Here is a 19,994-nt window from a genome sequence, read left to right on the forward strand (position 1 = left end):
GATCTCCTGATACATGACACCATTAAAAAGAAAAAGAGGTGCAACCCCAATAAAGGGTTACACCTCGTTAATAAGGGTTCTAGCCGTCGGATTGGTCCCGCTTGCGCTGGTTCCATTTTTCTTCCAGACCGCTCATGAACTGCGAGTTTCCCGGGCCTGACGGTTTTGAACCTGCTGGCGTCTTTGCACCACCAACCTTGCCTGCTGCGGACTTGGCTAGGCCCAGCAGTACCCCACCGAACATGACAGCGAAACCAACAACACCCACGATGATGAGTTGCTGCGAAATGCCATAAATGAGACCAGCAAGCCCAACTATGACCAGAAGCGCGCCGAGTGCAATGTTGCGAGTTGAAAGGCGACCACTGCTAGCTGGAGCTTTCATACTGGAGGCGAAGCGGCGGTCTTCGTGCAGCTGCTTTTCCAACTGCTCCAACAGACGTTGCTCGTGCTCTGATAGCGGCATCGTCTTCTCCTTCCAATCACTGCTGTAGCGGTCATCCACCGCCTACAGGTATAACGCACAACCACTTGGAAACGTTCCAATCGGTATTTGCTACCTACTTATTAGGATAGTCTCTTTTACCGCTACCCTGCTAGTTGATCTTCAGCTCTTTCAGGCAACTTCATAGCTACACCGATTAATGCTATTTTTCTTTGGGTCGAAGGAAGCGGGCCGGAGCTAATCCGGAGTCAGGGAATCGATGGCTTATTTCGTCCGCAACCCTCTCAGCTTCGCGGGTTTTGCCCTCCGCTGGATCCAAACTGAGCTGAATGCCCAAATCAGGGTCGCTTAGCCTTTCCACCTTCACTCCCACAAGCCGTACCGACTGAGGCAACGGGGTCATCCGACGCAATAGTTCGATGGCATTTTGACTTATTGCGGAAGATGAGTCGGTTGGCGCGGCAAAAGTACGAGATCTTGTTACGCCAGTAAAATCTTGGTACTTCAGTTTAAGACCTACTGCGGATGCGGCTTTATTTGAGGCACGAAGCCGCTGACCTATCCGGTGTCCGAGTCTGAGCAATTCTTCTTCCAGCGATTCGAGGTCAGCAATGTCGCCGGCAAAGGTATGTTCGGCAGAAATGCTCTTTTCTTCCCTGGTGGTCTGAACTGCTCGGTTATCGATGCCATGGGCCAGCAGGTGCAAGGAACGGCCGTGTTCACCGAATCGTTGGATCATACGTGTTTGAGGCTCGTTGGCTAATTGCTCGATAGTTTCGATCGCCAACGCGTGAAGTTGTTCGCCAGTTTTCTTCCCGACGCCCCACATCGCCGACACTGGCAACTGATGCAGAAACTCCGTGGTTCGTTCTGGTGCGACGACGATTAGCCCATTGGGCTTGGCATGCGTCGAGGCTAGTTTCGCGACAAACTTGTTTCGAGCAATGCCGATGCTGGAGGGAAGATTCAATTCCTCGGCCAGGTGGGCACGAATCTGGTGGGCGATAGCGATCGGGCCACCGAGCAACCTCATACTTCCGGTGACGTCAAGGAACGCTTCGTCGATACTTACTTGTTCAACTAAAGGTGTAATAGTTTCGAAGTAGTTCATGATCTGGGCAGAAACCGCAGAGTACACCCCATGCTGCGGCTCGATAATCGTTGCCTGCGGCATCAAGGCGATTGCTTGGCTCATCGGCATAGCCGACCGCACCCCACGTGCCCGGCAATCATAGGATGCGGAGAGGACTACGCTTCGGCCGTTTGGAAATCCGACGATCACCGGTTCATGCCTTAACTCGGGACGCTCGCGCAGCTCTACAGACACGAAAAAAGCGTCCATATCCACATGCAAGATCGCGCGGTTTTCCAAGGCTGACATATCTACAGTCTAGTGAGCTTCACCGACGGATGACTGGCAAGGGTTAGCAATCCAATATGGGGTCGCTCTGCGCTCTGCTAGCAACCTATAAAGATAGCGGTAGAGTTGAAGCTATCCACTAGCAGTTCACGCTTAGAAAATGGTTTTGCATGTCGCCGTCTGAATCTCTGTCAGCCCTCGTGTCAGAAGCCGGGGAGGTGAGCCGCACGTACACCGATGCGGTCGCTAATCGTCTGGAAGACTTCTTGTCATCAAAAAGCGAAGAAGTTGCTCAGATTACTGCAAGCGCCACGGAAATCGTCAACAGCATTCAAGATCTTACTCGTGGCGGAAAGCGGCTTCGTCCGCTGTTCGCCTATTGGGGTTTTCTTGGTGCTGGCGGTCGACCCGACGACGAGAATATTGTTCGCCTGGGCATAGCGCTAGAACTCTTCCAGGGTGCAGCGCTCATCCACGATGACATTATTGACAACTCAGATACGCGTCGAGGCAAACCGAGCGTACACAAGCGCTTTGAGGCCCAGCATTCTTCGCTCGGATTAACTGGTAACGCAGCACAGTACGGCATTGCGAGCGCAATCCTCACCGGGGACTTGTGCCTATCTCTGAGTGAAGAAGTGTTTGCTGGGATTGACAATCTAACGCCCGGCACCCGGGCGATCTTCAACAAGATGCGTCTGCAAGTCATGGCTGGACAATATCTGGACGTTCTTGAGGAGTCTGCTGGCTCTGTCTACGACCCTGCCGAAGCAGTTAAACGCGCTCGCACCATCGTTCGCTACAAGTCCGCAAAGTATTCAACGGAGAATCCCTTCTTGCTTGGTGGCGCATTGGCTAATGCGAGCGACGAACTTTTGGAAAGCTACAGTGCTTTCGCTTTGCCATTGGGGGAAGCATTCCAATTACGGGATGACGTTCTCGGCGTTTTTGGCGATCCATCGGTCACCGGAAAGCCTGCTGGCGATGACCTTCGCGAAGGTAAGCGCACCGAATTGATTGCGCATGCCTTGGCGCTAACCGTCCCGGAGGAACGCGAGTTTATCCAAACTCGGCTTGGTGCCCAAAGCTTAAGCGATGCGGAAGTTGCCAAGCTGAGCAAAATTTTGCAGGAGTCTGGCGCGCTGCGGGAAACCGAGTCCAGTATCAGCGAGCTGACTACGCAGTCACTGGCAGCTCTAGAACGCATCGATGTCGCTCCGCTTCCTTTAGCCGGAATGCATTTTCTCAGCGATGCAGTCACGAAGCGAAGCAAATGAGCTCTTTGCTCCCCCAAGAATCCGTTAGTTCAAAGATTGCTAGCTGAGCAATGCGCTGCCGAGCCCTCCTGGAGCACAAGTCGCTTTTGAACTAGGTACTAATCGTTGAGTCAGTGGAATGTGTGATCTAGGTAGGGTCTCAGTAAAGTAACAAAGGTCTCGGCCACGTCCAATGAGTTGACGTGGCCGAGACCTTTCTTTTATAAAATCTTTATATTCTTGTCGAATGGCTTACCAAGCGAGGGCTTGCGCACGACGACGGATCTCGGTTTTTCGTCCGGTGCGCAAGGCATTCATTGGGGTTCCTGGCAACGACTCATCTTCGGTAAATAGCCACTTAATGGCATCTTCATCCGAATAGGCGGCGTCTTGAAGCACCGATAGAGTTCCCTTGAGGCTCTCCACGACAGCGCCGTCAAGAACGAAGTCGGCTGGGATCGACCGCACATGACGCTCACCGATCCGTACGGAAATGATGGCGCGCTCATCGAGCATGCGGTGGACACGTCGAATATCGACGTCAAGAATTTCGGCTAGGTCCGGCAGGGTTAGCCACTGGCCAACGGTTTTTTGAAGTTCATTCACCTCTAAAGGTTCCCACAAATTAGTGAACGGTGCAGAAACTTTATTCCCGACGCGCCACAATGGTTTCCATGCGCCACACTAGTAGTGTAAATTTTCATGTATCACTTTGATAACAATTGCCACATGAACAACACTGGTGCCGTTACCTAGCATCGTTCGAGTGAGAGTTGTTACCTACACCCCTGATTTGAGGATTGACCCCATGCCCCACGAATCGAGCTATGCAGCTAAGCATGCGTTAGGCGTCGTAGCAGGCGCGGCTATACCTGCCGCAGTGATCGGCAGTCTGGCCCTCGCCCCCGCAGTTCAGGCGGCTCCTGTTCCATTGCCTCTGAGCCCAAACTCCTTATCGCCGAAAAGCGTCTCACCAGAGACCGTCAAGATCGCTGAAGACCAAATCAAAGCGCATCTGCTTGCTTCTCGTGTTTCGACGATGGGGCTTCCTGCTAAACGCAGCGTCAAGGAAATCAAAGTCGAGCCAGGCTCTTCGTTGTGGAGTATTGCCAAGGAATATGACACTTCCGTCTCCGAGTTGAAGAAGCTCAACAATCTCAAGAACGACGTTATTGTTGCCGGAAAGACTCTTAAGGTTCCGGGCAGCGCTTCCTCTTCACAGGAGAAGTCAAAGTCTCAGAGCACTCATAGCTCGTCATACACGGTCAAAAATGGCGATACGCTTGGGGCAATCGCCGCGAAGCACAACATGAGTTTGTCTTCGTTGCTGAGCAAGAATGACATCTCAGCTAGTTCGCTGATATTCCCAGGCGACAAGCTCACCGTTTCGGGCAGCTCCAAATCCTCTGAGCCAAAGAACGAAAGCAAGAACCAGAATTCAAGTTCAAGCTCTTCTGCTTACACGGTCAAGAGCGGCGACACCCTCGGCGGCATCGCCGCCAAACACAACATGAGCCTCTCGGCCCTGTTGAGCAAGAACAATGTTTCCGCGTCGAAGCCGATCTTCCCAGGTGACAAGCTCACCGTTTCGGGCAGCTCCAAATCCTCTGAGCCGGAGAACGAAAGCAAGAACCAGAATTCAGGTTCAAGCTCTTCTGCTTACACGGTCAAGAGCGGCGACACCCTCGGCGGCATCGCAGCCAAGCACAACATGAGCCTCTCGGCCCTGTTGAGCAAAAACAACATCAGCGCCGGCAAGCACATCTTCCCCGGCGATAAGCTAGTTGTTTCTGGTGGATCTTCGAGTTCCAATAATTCTGAGAAGAAGAGCGAACCGAAGAAGTCCGGCAACGCAACCTACACAGTCAAGAGCGGTGACACGCTTGGCGGTATCGCTGGCCAGCACAATATGAAGCTGTCGGCGCTGCTTAACTTGAACCCTCAGGTGAGCACCCAAGCTCCGCTGAAGATTGGTGAAAAGCTCAAGGTCTCAGGCTCCTCTGTACAGCCAAACGGCAATATCGAGAAGAAGGAAGACCGCAAGATCGGCAATACTTTTGAAGGTCGCACCTATCCGGATGCCACCGTCAATGATGCCAATCAGAACAAGAACTACTTAGATTCCGTCTCGGTCCCAAGCCGTGACGAAATGAAAGCCATGATCCGTTCGACCGCTAACAGCATGGGGGTTGACCCTGCACTTGCCATGGCACACGCCATGCAAGAATCCGGCTTCAACATGCGTGCAGTCTCCCCCGCCAACGCCCTGGGCGCCATGCAGGTTATTCCGAGCACCGGCGAATGGATGTCTTCCCGGCTCGGACGCGATCTGAACTTGCTGAAGCCACAGGACAATGTCACTGCTGGAGTGGCCACGATCCGTTTCAATCTAGATAACACCGATAGTTTGGACGATGCAATTGCTTCGTACTACCAAGGGCTCGGAGGAGTTCGAAAGTACGGGATGTTCGAAGACACCAAGCGCTACGTCGCGAGCGTCAAATCATTGATGAAGCAATACAGCTAAAACCAAAGAGTAGGGGGCAAGTTCTTTAGGAACTTGCCCCCTACTCTTTAACGCGTTACTTCTTGGTCTATGCTGAGTACTGCTCGCGCCGGTTGCGGTGTAGCGGCATTTCTATGACAACCTTTGTTCCTTGCGGTTCAGATTGCACCCACTGGATTTCGCCAGATAGTTCGCTTGTGACCAAGGTGCGCACGATCTGCAATCCCAAACCTTCACGCCGCGGACCGTCTGGCAGGCCATGCCCGTCGTCTTGAATCACCACACGCAACCAGTCTTTGCCGTCATGTCCGCGGTACCGGTTCGCGAGGAGTCCCACTTCGCCATCCCTGTTGGCCAATCCATGTTCCACAGCGTTCGTCACCAGTTCATTGATAACCAACGACAGTGGTGTGGCCAAATCGGCATCGAGCATTCCGAATTCGCCTTCGCGCCGCGTAGCAACGCGCTGACCCGGAGACGCAATTTCGACAATAAGCCGGAACTGGCGATCCATCAGGTCATCAAATTTGACGGTTTCGTTCAGGCCCTTGGACAAGAAATCGTGCACCGATGCGATAGTTGAAACGCGCCGCATCGCCTGTTCGAGTCCTTGTTGGCCCTCGACTGAGTTCATCCGCCGCGATTGCATGCGCAATAGAGCCGCCACGGTCTGCAGATTGTTTTTTACCCTGTGGTGAATTTCCCGAATCGTCGCGTCTTTGGTGACAAGTTCCTTCTCGCGACGTCTGAGCTCAGTGACATCACGGCAAAGCACTAGGGCACCCCAACGTTTCGCTTCATCTCGAAGCGGGATTGCACGAAGGGACAGGGTGACCCCGGAAAATTCGACTTCGGTACGCCATGGCATTTTGCCTTGCAGCACCAGTGGTAGCGTTTCATCGACAACGCGACGGTCACTGACCAGGGCCATGGTCAGATCCGCGAGCGGTTGACCTTGGAGAACTTCGGCCGCCCCTAGCCGGCGGAAAGCCGACACTGCGTTCGGGCTGGCGTATTCGACCACCCCGTTGACGTTGAGCCTGATGAATCCATCACCGACACGGGGCGCGCCGCGGCGTGAGCCGGTAGGGCTTGCGAAGTCCGGCCACAGCCCCCGGGTTCCCATGGTCAGAAGGTCCTCGGCGCTCTGCCGGTACACGAGTTCCAAGTTCGAGGGCGTACGTGCCTGATTTGGATCGAAGTGTGAGGTGATCACGGCAACCGGACGGTGCTGGCGGACCAAGGGAATTGCTTGGACCGAAGTTAATCCGGAAATCAGATCGGCGCTTGGTTGCTCTGCAGATTTTTGCACGCGTTGGCTACCCCAAGCCTGATCAACCATGAGTCGCAAATCTCTACGGATCCGCTCTCCCACAAAGTCTGTGTGGAATACGGTGTGTGAGGTAGAAGGCCGTACGTGCGCGAGCGCGACATAGGACCCGTCGCCGGTGGGGAACCAAAGAACGAGATCGGCGAACGCCAGATCTGAGATCAGTTGCCAGTCCCCCACCAGCAGGTGGAGCCAGTCCTCATCACCGGGCCCGAGGTTTGCTTGTTGACGGAGTTGCTCGGTGATGAGGGCCATAAGGGGGTGTTACCTCCGGACGATGGAACGCAGAAGGCGAAGGGCTACAGACAGCGACGCCATATCGTCGCGTCCGAGGCTGTTTACTTCAGCAAACATTGTCTTCGCACGATCAAGGTTAGCCGTGTTTGCTTCTTCCCAAGCCGCAACACGCTCTGCCGGCCCGCCAATCTCCGCACCGTTGTCCAATACGTTCAAGGTCAGATCAATGAGTGTTGTATACAGATCGTCACGCATTGCGGCACGGGCCAACGCCTGCCAACGATCCGAACGCGGCAGCTTGGTGATCCGATTGAGCAAATCGTCGGCGCCAAACTGGTTGTACAACACGAAGTAGGTCTCGGCGACCTGCTGTGCCGAATACTCGGTACGCCCAACCAACTCGGCGATATCCAACAAGGTATAGGACTCAAACTGCGAGGCCCACATGCTTGCTCGATGCTCGTCGATCCCATTGCTGATGGCATCAAGCTGCCATGCGTTGTATCGCTCGAGATCCGACCCGCGCAGCAGCGCCGGCAGGCTCTGGCGCAACTCGCTGACGATCGGTTCATAGTTGCCCACGATTTCTTCGACCGGCTGCTGCTGATCAACGCGGTTGATGAACCAACGCGTCGTGCGATCCAACAAGCGGCGCATGTCGTGATGTTGCCTTCCCCAGTACGCCACCTCCGTACCAGCGGGTTGGAGGTTGATCGCAGCGAATTGGCGGTCGAAACCATAGATTTCACGCAATGCAGTGAACATCTTGGCGATCTGGACTTCGCTTGCACCGGTTTCTTCCATGGCACGGAAGACATAAGTGACCCCACCGATGTTGATGATGTCATTGGCGACAACGGTCGCAATGATCTCCCGGCGCAACGGGTGAGTTTCTAGCTGATCACCGAAACGATCGACGAGCTGCTGCGGGAAATAGCGGCGCAATGTCGCTACATAGTACGGATCATCTGCCAGATCGGACTCGGCCAGCGCATGCGCGAGCTGAATTTTGGCGTAGGCGGCCAGCACCGAAATCTCCGGGGCGGTCATCATCTCGCCAGCGCTCTTGCGCTGTTCTAGCTCGTCGCTATTCGGCAGGAACTCCAGCTCGCGATTCAGGTCAGCGTTTTTTTCCAACCACTGCATCAGTCGCTCGTAGGCAGGAGCCCAGACCTTGGCTGCATGCTTTTCGTTCAGCAGTAGCACGTTCTGGTCAAAGTTGGCCTGCAGCACTAGGTCGCCCACATTGTCCGTCATCGACAACAAGAAATCGGTGCGTTCTTCGGCGGTGAGCTTTCCCGCCTTGATCTGTCGGTCTACGAAGATCTTGATGTTTACTTCGCGGTCCGAAGTATCTACCCCGGCGGAGTTATCGATGGCGTCGGTATTGAGGATAACGCCATTGCGGGCTGCCTCGATGCGGCCAAGCTGCGTCATGCCCAGGTTTCCGCCCTCGCCGATGACCTTGACGCGAATTGCACCGCCATCAACACGGATCGCGTCGTTAGCGCGATCGCCCACCTGGGCGTGTGTTTCGGCGCTGGATTTCACATAGGTCCCAATGCCGCCGTTGTAGAGCAGGTCAACTGGTGCCGACAGAATTGCTTTGAGCAATTCATTTGGGCTCAGCTTGGTGACCGAGGAGTCCAGGCCCAGGACTTCGCGTACCTGCACGCTAATCGGAACCGACTTCAAGCTGCGGGAGTAGACTCCGCCGCCTTCGGAAATCAGTTCCTTGTTGTAGTCTGCCCAGCTCGAGCGCGGAAGATCGTATAGGCGCTGGCGCTCGACAAAGGAGGCTTCCGGCGCCGGGTTTGGATCTAGGAAAATATCGCGGTGGTCGAATGCAGCGACCAGATTCACGGTACGGGTGCGCAGAAGTCCATTGCCAAAGACATCGCCGGACATGTCGCCAACGCCTACAGCGGTGAATTCTTCACGCTGAGTATCCAGACCAAGTTCGAAGAAATGACGCTTGACCGATTCCCATGCACCGCGGGCGGTAATGCCCATGCCCTTATGGTCATAGCCTACAGAGCCTCCCGAGGCGAAGGCGTCGCCCAGCCAGTGGCCCTTCTCCTGAGAAATCGAGTTAGCGATATCTGAGAAGCTTGCTGTGCCCTTGTCCGCGGCCACTACCAGATAGGTGTCGTCCCCGTCGTGGCGGACCACATTAGCTGGTGACTCGACGTGCTCGCCATTTTCATCGGTGACCAGATTATCGGTCAAATCCAGCAAGGTCCGGATAAAGATCCGGTAGGAGGCTTTGCCTTCTTCCATCCAAGCTGCCCGATCTACGGCCGGGTTGGGTAGTTGCTTGGCGTAGAAACCGCCCTTTGCGCCGGTTGGCACAATCACCGAGTTCTTGACCATCTGAGCCTTGACCAGACCCAACACTTCGGTGCGGAAGTCCTCTCGACGATCGGACCAGCGCAGGCCACCACGGGCAACTGCGCCAAACCGGAAATGCACACCCTCAACACGTGGTGAGTAGACCCACATTTCATGCCTCGGCCGTGGGAATGGCGCGAAGTCAATCTCTTCGGGTGCGAGCTTGAAGGCCAGCGCGAGACGTTCGGTGTAGTAGTTCGTCCGTTTAGTTGCCTCTATGACCTTTACGAAACGGCGAAGCAGCGTGTCAGCGTCTAAGGTGGGCACATTTTCAAGTGCTTCGTCGATCTGTGCCAGGGCCTGATCCCGTGCCGAAGTTGAAGCCTCAGCAGAGAACGAAGGATCGAAGGTGGCATGGAACAAATCGACGATACCGTGTGTCACCGCCGCGTTGTTGACCAGGGTCGATGCGATAAATCCGGTGGAATTCGAAATGCCAAGCTGCAAAAGGTAGTGCGCGTAGGCGCGAAGCATGGCGACTTCCTGCCAGCTTAACCCTTCATGCAGCACCAGGGCATTGAGCTTGTCCGATTCGGCGGCGTTGCGAACCACGGCCGAGTAGGCGTCGGCAAGTTTGGTTTCGATTGTGTCGAAGTCGATTTCTGGATCAACCTTCAGACCCATGTCATAGATGTATCGCTCGCCGATGCCTTCGGGGCTCAGCTCATAGGGGCGCTCATCAACCACATCAAGACCCAAATCCTGCAGCACGGGCAGGATCCCTGAAAGCAGCAGTGGCCGGTCTACAAAGATTTTCATTCGCTTGGTGACGGCGGAATCTTCGTCATTGGCAGCATCGTAGAAGGAAACGACTGGTCCTTGCTGATCCGGAGCATCAAGCTCTTCCAGCAGGTCGATGTCGGCCAGTGCATCTTCAATCTCGAATTGCACCTTGTACGCTGCGGGGAATGCGCCAGCCCACGAATTGGCCAGGTGATTCGCTTCGCCCGGTTCGAGGCTACTCCGTGCGGTGTCGGTAATCGCGTCGTTCCAGGAGCGAACTGCCTTGGCGATTCGATTCTCCAATGCCTTGCGATCCACCACCGGGGTCAGCCCATGGTGCTGAAGGCGAAGTCGATAGAACAGCCGGACCAATGCACCGGCTCCGAGCTGCGCTTCATATTCGGTGGACACCGGATTGAAGCTGGAATCCAGCTCTTTTTCGATACGCTGTCGCACATCGGTGGAGAACCTGTCGCGTGGCAGATACACCATTGCGGTCACAAAGCGCCCGTAGGAGTCAGTGCGCAGGAAGACCGAGGTGCGGCGACGCTCTTGCAGACGCAGAATGCCCAATGCAATTTCGGTAAGGTCGTCTACCGAGATCTGGAACATTTCATCGCGCGGGTAGGACTCTAGGATCGTGACGATGTCCTTGCCGGAGTGCGAGTCTCGGGCGAATCCGGTATTTTTCAGGACCGCTTCGATTTTTTCGCGCACCACCGGTACGGTTTTCACACTAGAGGTGTACACCTTGGTCGCAAACAACCCAATGAAGCGACGCTCACCGTTGACGTCGCCGTTGGCATCGAAGCTCTTGACCCCAACATAGTCCAGGTAGACTCCGCGGTGCACGGTGGAACGCGAGTTCGCTTTGGTGATGATCAATGCGCGCTTGTCGCGGGCCGTTGCGCGGCCACGCTTGGTCAGGTGCTGTGGGCCCTGGTCCTCCAAGGATCGCATGAGCCCTAGACCGCTTCCTTCGCGGGCAACGAGTACGTCTTCTCCGTGCTCCGTCGTCAGATAGTAGTCGCGGTAGCCCAAGAACGTGAAACGACCGTCCGACATCCAGTTCAGCAGTTCTACCGCCTGATCGAGATCGGCAATCTCGCCTGCATTTGCGGTCTGCGGCAGCGTCTGGGCAATGCTCTTTGCACGATCCAGCATTGCGGGCCAGTCCTGCACGGCAACACGCACGTCGGCAAGGACCTTCAGCAAATTTTCAACGATCGTCACGGCTTCAGCGTCGGAGAGGTCGCGGGCGACTTCTACCGAAATCCAGGATTCAACCTTGGTGTGCGTGTCAATCGAGGTCAGCGTGCTTAGATCCGACAAGGCAGCCGTATCGCCACTGGCAACGTGCTGCAACCCCGTGTGCGACAGCTTTTTGATCAATCCAGTGTCTCGATCGCGTGATACCACGAAAGTCGGATGCACGACGAGCTGAATTGGGGCTGAAAGCCGGACCAGTTCCGCAGTGACCGAATCAACCAAGAACGGCATATCGTCGGTGACGATATGTACCACCGAAACACCATTGTTGCGGGTAATAGATACGTTGGCCGTATCAACGTCGCGGCCATATCCGATTTCCAAGTGTGCGGCTACTCGCGCCTCGAGCTCGTCGGGCGTAAACGCCGCGACATCTTCTCTAGCGATTTGGCCATAGTATTCGCTCACCAACTGCGAGGTGAGTGTCGCATCCATAAATGATTCTGACATGCTGGATTCCGACGAGTTCAAGTGAACGCCTCCAAGAACGAAGTTCTAATTAATCCGCGTCTTTGCGGATCTCCGATAGAAACCACACTACCGTGTTTTCGTGTACCAAAGTTCAAGGATTCAGCCGATTCGACGACTCAGTCGCTTCCGTCTCGTTTCCGTGGATTTAATGCCCAGCAAACCTCGTATTTCAGTACGCAATGTACTTCTAGGGGCGATTTCAGCCAAGGGCGATCCGGCCAGTAGCGCCGCATTGCAGCTCACCACGTCTTGGGGCAGGTATCCAGCGATGCAATGATTGGGCCCGAACCGATCCCAGGTTTCCAAGAGACGCCGTTTGGGGCTATGCCCGGTATTCGCAGCACCGATTTTATTGAATACAATCTGCAGAGTCACCCCCGGGATTTGATCTTCCAATTCATCGATCGCTCGAAGGGCACGCGGGATCCCTACGCTATCTGCGGCGACAACCATAAATACTTCATCCGAACAGCGAAGCATCTCCACGGTGACTGCGTTGCGCTGAGGCGCTTGCGTGTCAAAGCTCAGTTGTTCGTCCAATTCCACCTGGGACGCGACATCAAGCACCACCAAATCATTGTGTTCACGCAAGACACTCGTCGCACGACGTAGCGCAGAGGCCCTCACCTCCGGCCACCTGCTGGACCGGGGCAGCCCGGTGGCGACTTTGAGTATCGCAGTACCAACTTCGACGCTCAAGCAGGTTGCATCCAACCTTGCAGGGTCGAGTGACCCCGAGTCAATCACACGACAAAGCTGCGCGATGGATGCGGATTCATCGAGCAGACCCAACTGTATGGAAATGGACGCGGCAAAAGTATCGGCGTCCAGTATCACCACGGTTTTTCCTGAGAGAGCGGCTTCCACAGCGTAGTTCAGCGCCACCGTGCTTCGGCCTGGTGCGCCCGCTGCGCCCCAGAAGCACACAATTTTTCCGGTCGACAATTTCGCTTGCTCTGAGGCCTCGCTGACTTGCGCTTCATCCAACTCATCGGGATGCGTCAACTCACGAAGCGCCTGCACCACGAGTAGTTCGAGTTCCAGCATTGGAACGCTCTCATTTACTTCGATCATCCCTTGGGTGGTGCCACCGTTTCGAGGTTTTTCGTCCAGCAGCACCAGCACCATTTGTTGTGAAGTCACCGCGTCGATCTGCTCCAGTGGCGGCAGCAGCTCCCGACCGGACACCAACAGCACATCTGCTACGCCCACCGCACAGGCCGCAATGGCCTCGGCAATATCTTCACAAACGCGAGTGACCATCAATTCGCCGCGATACCCTTCGATTTGGCGGACAACGTGTTCACCATTTCCCAGCACCACCACCGAGATACTCATTGCTGGGTACCGGCTGGATTGTAGATCACTATAATTCTCGATTCGTTGGCCAAGGCTTGAAGCAGTGGCTCGAGATGGTCGGGTTCGACGAGCAGCTCTAGATTGGTACCGTTTTGATTCACGAGTCCCCCTGCGCGGGCTACCCGTGCAGAGACTTCCACCATACTTGCCAGCTGTTCTGGAACTCCGTACGCCGAACCGCCCTTTTCACGTTGGGCAATCCATACGTCGACGAAACTACCCGGGGTAATCGCCGGTGTAAGATCCGCGGGCAGATCAATATTGATTGGCCTGCGGGAGCCCAAATCGTTGTGCGTAATGGAGTTGTTCGGGATGAACTCACCGGCTCCGATGAAGGTATTGGCACGGGCGTTGGTAATGAGTTCCGGGTTCGCTTCGAGGTACTGAACACCGGATTCTCCGAGTTGCACATTTTCAGTTCGAAGATTTTGCATTGAGAGTTCTTCACCCAGAGTGATGTTTGCTCCGGCTACATAAACCTCTGTGGTGTGGTTCAATTCGCGCACGAGATAGACCGTGCCAATCACTGACGCCACTACCAGGACCGCGCCCAGGGCCAATCTCGGGTCCTTCCACGTCGGTCGTTTTACTCGCGGTGCGCTGGCAGAACGAGTTGTGCCGGTGTTCTGTTCGCCGCTCATGCTCTGTCCTTTGCCCGCGCTAGCTACTTGTTTCGAGAGCCTACGACAAGTTTCGGTTGGTGTGAAGACCTATTCCGAGGCCTGTGGATTATTAGATATCAACGACTTGGACCCAGCCGACCGTTTCCAGAGGCAAGAGCTGATAGCCGGTGATACTTCGATCTCGCGCGTAATCGTCTCTGGGATGAATCGCCATGATGAGAAAGTCTTTACCTACCTGCGACAAGGTTCCTTCGGCTACTGGCTTGCCGTTGATGTCATAGGCCAAGGTTCGTTGGCGATCACGTAGCACGCCGCGAACCACCGTGGAGAATTTAACTGGCGACAAGCGCCCTTCGAGGTTAGACCCGATCTGCGACATTTCCAGTGACCGCAGCGCGAAGTTCTTCACCAGCCAACGCTTACCTCCATTTTCAAGGCAGAAATAGTCTTTACCGATGGGGCCAAGCCTTGCGTTAATTTCGTATTCGCCGGCCAGCTTCACGGCAACTGCCGATCCTTGAATCCGAAGCAAGCGCTCATGCATTTGCTCTGTAGCGCGTTCGATACGAATACCTTCCGCTACCTCTTCGCGGAACTGTGCCGCCAACTGGGCCTCGGCCTGCGCCTCAAGATCTTCGAAAAGGGAATCCCATCGCATGCGCCCACTGTACGAGAGAAGAGTTTTTCAGGGAACCCTCTTCCATAAAATCAAATAAAGTGTCATCATCTATATCTAACAACATCAAATTGCATCAAATCACATAAAAAAGAGGCGAGAACGATGCTCCACTTAAGGAAGACTTTCATGGTTGGACTGCTGGTTGGTGCAACGTTGGTCATCCTGTTGACCTTGACCGAATGGGCTGTACGTTCGCGGCCTCACTTCGACCCAGCCGGCGACCCGTCGCAGAACTTACTGGTGTTATTTCTGCTTGGCACCGGAGTCCTCTTTGGTGCGTATCTAATTTTTTATGCTCTCCTGCGCGCAGCAATTTACGCGGCACGCCACGGGCATAGCGGCTTCTTGGAATTGTTGACCCGTTTGGCCCCTAGCTTGACTCGCCGTGCCGTGGGATCGATCTTAGGAACAACGTTGGCACTGTCCGGAACCAGCATTGCCTACGGCGCGACGACTCCTCCCACGGATATTTCGCACCACCAAACCGGGCAGCTGGCGTCGTTGGAGCACGGGCCCGAACCGTCCTCAGCACAGCCAGCTACCGAAGTCCCTACACCGGGCTGGTTTCCTGGCTCACTGAGCATTCCCATGAACCGACTTCTGGGATCCGGGAATAACCGAAAAAGTGCCTCTGCTCCATCGGATCATGTAGTCGTCGCATCCGGGCAAACCCTATGGAGCATCGCCAACGACTTGCTCAACAAACACGGATCCGCTGCGGAAATTGCCGAGCTTTGGCCGCAAATATATGAGCTGAATCGCGAGGTGATTGGGGAGGATCCGAATCTGCTGCGGCTTGGTATCGAACTGCAGCTGCCCAAAACCGACTAAGGAGGAAATCACAGTGAGCATCGAGTCAGAAATACTTGTCAGCCGGACAAGAAATACTAGGGCAGGCATCTGCCCAAACACACCGCTACGCTTCACCGCAGATCATCGCCAGCTCAGTGCCAACAGATCACCACAGCAAATTTCGTTGGCAATGGATCGTATATTTCATCGACCGGCGATTGCACCATCCGAACGCAAGACCGTCATCGAACTCTCTCATGCGGTGTCCAGAGCGGTCTTCGAGATCATCGCTGGATATCGTTCGGTAAGTCAATTGACTTTTGTGATGGACCCCGAATGTGTAAAAAAACTTCGTTCGCAGGCAATTCTGCAAACCGGCGGCTACACAGTCCAGCCGATGCCGGGCACCAGCCACGGCGAGGTACGTTCGCTGCACCTGTGGCCTACGATATCCGGAGCCTACGAATGCTCTGTCATCGTGGCCTTTAAACACCGCGTCCGCGCCGTAGCTCTCAGAATTGAGCCTTGGCACGGACGATGGCAAATCACCAGTGTTGAAATGCTTTAGCGGCGCTTAGTCTTCTTGTTCTTTTTGGCCGCTTTGGCCGGATTCGAAGCTTGCTTGGCCTGGGTACTGGCTTCGCCGTCCTCGTCAGGCCCGGTGAACTGCAAGTTCTTCGGAGCTGCCGGTTCGCCCACTGCACCGGAGGATTCCTGAGTCGTTTCCGAGCCGGACGGCACATCGAGGTTGAACAGGGTTCCGATGCTTTCCTCGCGGATGGACTCCATCATGGTCTGGAACATGGTGTATCCCTCGCGCTGGTATTCAACCAGCGGATCGCGTTGCGCCATGGCGCGCAGACCGATGCCTTCCTTGAGATAGTCCATCTCGTACAGGTGCTCTTGCCACTTTCGGCCGATCGTGGACAGCACGACGCGACGTTCGAGATCTCTTAGGACTTCGGCGCCAATGGCCTTTTCGCGCAGTTCATACTGGTACTTTGCGTCAGAGAGAATCTCGGTTTCCAAGAACTGCGGAGTTAGATGCCCAACGCCGTGCACTTCCTCGACTACTTCATCGATCGTTAGACCGATCGGGTAAAGCTGCTTGAGGTTTGTCCATAGCTGCTTCAGGTCCCAATCATCTGGGTTACCAACCAGAGTGACCTCATTGACCATGGATTTCACGACGTCTTCGAGGAAGTGGTTGACCTTCTCGTCGATATTTTCGCCTTCTAGGATCGCGCGGCGATCGGCGTAGATTGCTTCACGCTGGCGGTTCATCACGTCATCGTATTTCAGCACGTTCTTGCGCTGTTCGGCATTTACGCCCTCGACCTGTGCCTGAGCGGATTCGATGGCTTTGGAGACCATTTTGGATTCCAGGGCCACATCGTCTGGCATCGACGGATTATTCATGATGCGCTCAGCCATACCGGAGTTGAACCGTCGCATCAGGTCATCGGTCATTGAGAGGTAGAACCGGGACTCACCCGGGTCACCCTGACGGCCCGCACGACCACGCAACTGGTTGTCGATTCGCCGCGATTCGTGGCGTTCGGTGCCAAGCACGTACAGCCCACCGAGCGCGGTGACCTCGTCGGCTTCGCTTGCTACGGTGGCCTTGGCTTTCGCAAAGACCTCATCCCAAACCTTGTTGTATTCCTCCGGATGGTTCTCCGGATCCAATCCCCGGCGTTCCATCTCGGCGACGGCCAGGAACTCGGCGTTGCCACCGAGCATAATATCGGTACCACGGCCGGCCATGTTGGTGGAGACGGTGACGCCATTTTTACGACCCGCCATGGCAACGACGGCAGCTTCGCGTGCGTGCTGTTTAGCGTTCAGAACCTCGTGGCGAATACCGCCCTTGGAGAGCAGCCTAGACAAGTACTCGCTTTTTTCAACGCTGGTGGTACCCACCAGGATGGGCTGTCCGCTTCCGTGGCGTTCGGCGATGTCTTCGACGACCGCATTGAATTTGGAAACTTCATTCTTGTAGATCAGGTCGGCCTGATCGTTTCGTATGGCCGGGCGGTTTGTTGGAATTTCGACGACACCGAGTTTGTAGGTGCCCATAAATTCGGCGGCTTCAGTCTGCGCGGTACCGGTCATGCCGGAGATCTTGTCGTACATGCGGAAGTAGTTCTGCAAGGTGATGGTCGCCAAGGTCTGATTCTCAGCCTTGATGCTGACACCTTCCTTGGCTTCGATGGCCTGGTGCATGCCTTCGGAATAGCGGCGGCCTTCAAGGGCACGTCCGGTATGTTCATCGACAATCATGACTTCGTCCTTGACAACGACGTAGTCCTTGTCTTTTTTGAACAGTTCCTTGGCCTTGATTGCGTTGTTCAGGAAGCCGATCAGCGGGGTGTTATTCGATTCGTACAGGTTGTCGATGCCAAGATAGTCTTCAACCTTCTCGATACCATCTTCGAGCACACCGATAGTGCGCTTCTTTTCGTCGACTTCATAGTCGTCCTCACGGTCGAGGCGTTTGACGATCTTGGCGAACTCGGTGTACCAGCGGTTCACATCCCCTGATGCTTGGCCCGAAATGATCAACGGCGTACGCGCCTCGTCGATCAGAATCGAGTCGACCTCATCAACGATCACAAAGTTGTGTCCGCGCTGAACAAGTTCGGTCTTGTTCCATGCCATGTTGTCGCGCAGATAATCGAATCCGAATTCGTTGTTCGTTCCGTATGTAATGTCGTTCTCGTACTGTTTGCGCCGTGCGGCTGGATCCATATTGGACAAGATGCAACCACAGCTCAGGCCGAGGAATCGGAAAACACGTCCCATAAGATCCGACTGGTACTGCGCGAGGAAGTCGTTGGTGGTCACCACGTGCACGCCCTTGCCGGACAGGGCATTTAGATAAGCTGGCGCAGTCGCAACCAAGGTCTTGCCTTCACCGGTACGCATTTCTGCGATATTACCCAGGTGCAGTGCGGCGCCACCCATGAGCTGGACGTCGAAGTGGCGCATGCCCAGAACTCGGTCTGAGGCCTCGCGAACGGCCGCGAAAGCTTCCGGAAGCAATGCTTCAAGACTTTCGCCTTCTGCTAAACGAGCACGGAACTTATCGGTCTCGGCTTTAAGCTCCTCGTCCGACATGTCGCGAAATTCGTCTTCCAACGTATTGATCGTGTCGGCGTAAGCTCGAAGAGTCTTTAGAATCTTCTTGTCGCCGGTACGCAAAATACGTTCTAGCAATGATGCCACGTGGTAGCTCCCAATATCTCAAGCACAGTAAATTCTGGCGTCTTTAGTCTACGTGAGGAAATCAGCACAACTTGCTATTTCCCGGGGTGGTTTGGTGTTCTGCCTGTAAATAGGAACTGCGCTAACAGGCCGTTCACAGCCTGTATTTCACGCTGTCCAAGGCGAGCCAGCGCGCCATTCGTCCGAGTTCAATTTCCAAGGCAGCAGCAACTTCGTTCGGTGCGTGCGCCTCATAATGCACCGAATTTACCTGCAATTCGCCCTTCGCGCGGTCGGCTTTCAAATCGACCCTACCAACGAAGCGCTCCCCGTAAAGCATTGGAAAAACATAATAACCATAGCGACGTTTCTCTTTGGGAACATAGATTTCGACTCGGTATTCGAAATCAAAGAAGCGTTCTAGCCGCTTGCGGTTGAATACCATCGAATCAAATGGCGCCAATAAGCGCAGGTCCGGTGCGATCTTCCGAGGGATCTTCGTACCGGGAATCATGAAACACGTCTCTGCCAAGCGTTCAACTTGCACGCGTTCCACCAGTCCCTCCTCAGCCAGGGATTCCAACGCTGCTTTGACCTCACGAATTGGCAATCTGAAGTATTCGGCAACGCAATGCTTTGTACCAATGCCCTGAGCAGTCAGCGACTCTACAACTAGCCGACGTAGCGCCTGATATTTATGCTCTTGGTCGACCTCCGGCAGCTCCGGCAAGACATCGTGGCTCAGTGCAAATAATCGCTCGAACTGCGCGTTGCGACCCAATGCAAGAATCCGCCCCTGCGCAAATAGTGCTTCGGTGACAATCTTGGTGTCATTCCAGTTCCATCCCCAGTGGTTTCGTTCCTTCATGGGGTTGACTCCCAGCGAGGCACTCAGCTGGCGTGCGCTAGTACCCGGGTGCAACGAGAGGTGTTCCATCACCCGGCTGCTCAGGTCCTTCAATTCGCCATCGAATTGCTCCGAACGATCAACCCAGCGACGGCGTTGCCAGGGCACGAGATCCGCCACGAGCTCGCTACGCACATAGCTTGCCTCATGTGCCCAGTATTCGGTTGCCGGTCCATGCCGTTGCGACACCAAGGCATCCAGCAGTTGGGTGTCGTAGTGTCCAAGTCGAGCGAACAATGGGACATAGTGCGCCCTGCTGACGACGTTGATGGAGTCAATCTGCAATTGCCCGATTGCGTCAAGAACCCCTACAAGGTGGCGCTGGGATACCTTGGTCTGCTTGCGTGGTCGAGACAGACCTTGGGCGGCCAACGCAATTCTTCGGGCTTGAGATAAGCCCAGAGTGCGTTGACCGCCCAGGTCGTGCGAGATGTTAATG

General features: G+C 55.0%; 14 protein-coding genes. 4 read left to right on the forward strand and 10 right to left on the reverse strand.

Annotated elements, in window-relative coordinates; translation table 11 throughout:
• Window positions 1-79 precede the first annotated feature (79 nt).
• Both CIK76_RS11505 and dinB read right to left on the reverse strand, forming a co-directional pair.
• Window positions 80-466: a DUF3040 domain-containing protein gene (locus CIK76_RS11505; protein ID WP_096286567.1), complete on the reverse strand. Its 387-nt coding sequence runs from the start codon at window positions 464-466 to the stop codon at window positions 80-82.
• A gap of 181 nt (window positions 467-647) precedes the next feature.
• Window positions 648-1,826 carry a DNA polymerase IV gene (gene dinB, locus CIK76_RS11510; RefSeq protein WP_176484185.1) on the reverse strand — a complete coding sequence of 393 codons (1,179 nt, stop codon included), beginning with the start codon at window positions 1,824-1,826 and terminating at the stop codon, window positions 648-650.
• Window positions 1,827-2,023: 197 nt separating this feature from the next.
• On the opposite strand from dinB, the gene CIK76_RS11515 reads away from it, so the two are divergent.
• Window positions 2,024-3,082: a polyprenyl synthetase family protein gene (locus tag CIK76_RS11515; RefSeq protein WP_255248444.1), complete on the forward strand. Its 1,059-nt coding sequence runs from the start codon at window positions 2,024-2,026 to the stop codon at window positions 3,080-3,082.
• Window positions 3,083-3,313: 231 nt separating this feature from the next.
• Here CIK76_RS11515 and CIK76_RS11520 read toward each other — a convergent pair whose 3' ends face one another.
• Window positions 3,314-3,667, reverse strand: coding sequence for an Rv2175c family DNA-binding protein (locus tag CIK76_RS11520; protein WP_096286571.1), 354 nt, complete (start codon window positions 3,665-3,667; stop codon window positions 3,314-3,316).
• Between the two features lie 202 nt (window positions 3,668-3,869).
• On the opposite strand from CIK76_RS11520, the gene CIK76_RS11525 reads away from it, so the two are divergent.
• Entirely contained in the window at window positions 3,870-5,588 is a 1,719-nt protein-coding gene (locus tag CIK76_RS11525; protein ID WP_096286573.1) for a lytic transglycosylase domain-containing protein, read from the forward strand.
• A gap of 67 nt (window positions 5,589-5,655) precedes the next feature.
• On the opposite strand, the gene CIK76_RS11530 is transcribed toward CIK76_RS11525, so the two are convergent.
• The 5 genes from CIK76_RS11530 to CIK76_RS11550 form a co-directional block, all read right to left on the reverse strand.
• Window positions 5,656-7,152, reverse strand: a complete 1,497-nt coding sequence (locus CIK76_RS11530; RefSeq protein ID WP_096286575.1) for a PAS domain-containing sensor histidine kinase — start codon at window positions 7,150-7,152, stop codon at window positions 5,656-5,658.
• Window positions 7,153-7,161: 9 nt separating this feature from the next.
• Window positions 7,162-11,967: an NAD-glutamate dehydrogenase gene (locus CIK76_RS11535; protein ID WP_255248445.1), complete on the reverse strand. Its 4,806-nt coding sequence runs from the start codon at window positions 11,965-11,967 to the stop codon at window positions 7,162-7,164.
• Between the two features lie 120 nt (window positions 11,968-12,087).
• Window positions 12,088-13,326, reverse strand: a complete 1,239-nt coding sequence (locus CIK76_RS11540; RefSeq protein WP_096286579.1) for a hypothetical protein — start codon at window positions 13,324-13,326, stop codon at window positions 12,088-12,090.
• Window positions 13,323-13,988 (reverse strand): hypothetical protein, encoded by a 666-nt coding sequence (locus CIK76_RS11545; protein WP_141393540.1) that lies wholly within the window; start codon window positions 13,986-13,988, stop codon window positions 13,323-13,325. Before CIK76_RS11545 ends, CIK76_RS11540 begins: the two co-directional genes overlap by 4 nt.
• 91 nt (window positions 13,989-14,079) lie before the next feature.
• Window positions 14,080-14,628, reverse strand: coding sequence for a hypothetical protein (locus CIK76_RS11550; RefSeq protein WP_096286583.1), 549 nt, complete (start codon window positions 14,626-14,628; stop codon window positions 14,080-14,082).
• Between the two features lie 147 nt (window positions 14,629-14,775).
• Here CIK76_RS11550 and CIK76_RS11555 point away from each other — a divergent pair, with 147 nt between their 5' ends.
• On the forward strand, window positions 14,776-15,480 hold the full coding sequence (locus tag CIK76_RS11555) for a LysM domain-containing protein (RefSeq protein WP_096286585.1): 705 nt from the start codon (window positions 14,776-14,778) through the stop codon (window positions 15,478-15,480).
• A 13-nt stretch (window positions 15,481-15,493) separates the two neighbouring features.
• Window positions 15,494-16,009, forward strand: coding sequence for an Rv3235 family protein (locus CIK76_RS19080; RefSeq protein ID WP_141393541.1), 516 nt, complete (start codon window positions 15,494-15,496; stop codon window positions 16,007-16,009).
• Here CIK76_RS19080 and secA read toward each other — a convergent pair.
• Window positions 16,006-18,669 carry a preprotein translocase subunit SecA gene (secA, locus tag CIK76_RS11560; protein ID WP_096286587.1) on the reverse strand — a complete coding sequence of 888 codons (2,664 nt, stop codon included), beginning with the start codon at window positions 18,667-18,669 and terminating at the stop codon, window positions 16,006-16,008. The genes CIK76_RS19080 and secA overlap by 4 nt on opposite strands.
• Before the next feature lie 133 nt (window positions 18,670-18,802).
• Window positions 18,803-19,927: a crosslink repair DNA glycosylase YcaQ family protein gene (locus tag CIK76_RS11565; RefSeq protein ID WP_176484186.1), complete on the reverse strand. Its 1,125-nt coding sequence runs from the start codon at window positions 19,925-19,927 to the stop codon at window positions 18,803-18,805.
• Window positions 19,928-19,994: the final 67 nt, after the last annotated feature.

This window comes from Glutamicibacter sp. BW80 (assembly GCF_002332385.1).
GTDB lineage: Bacteria > Actinomycetota > Actinomycetes > Actinomycetales > Micrococcaceae > Glutamicibacter.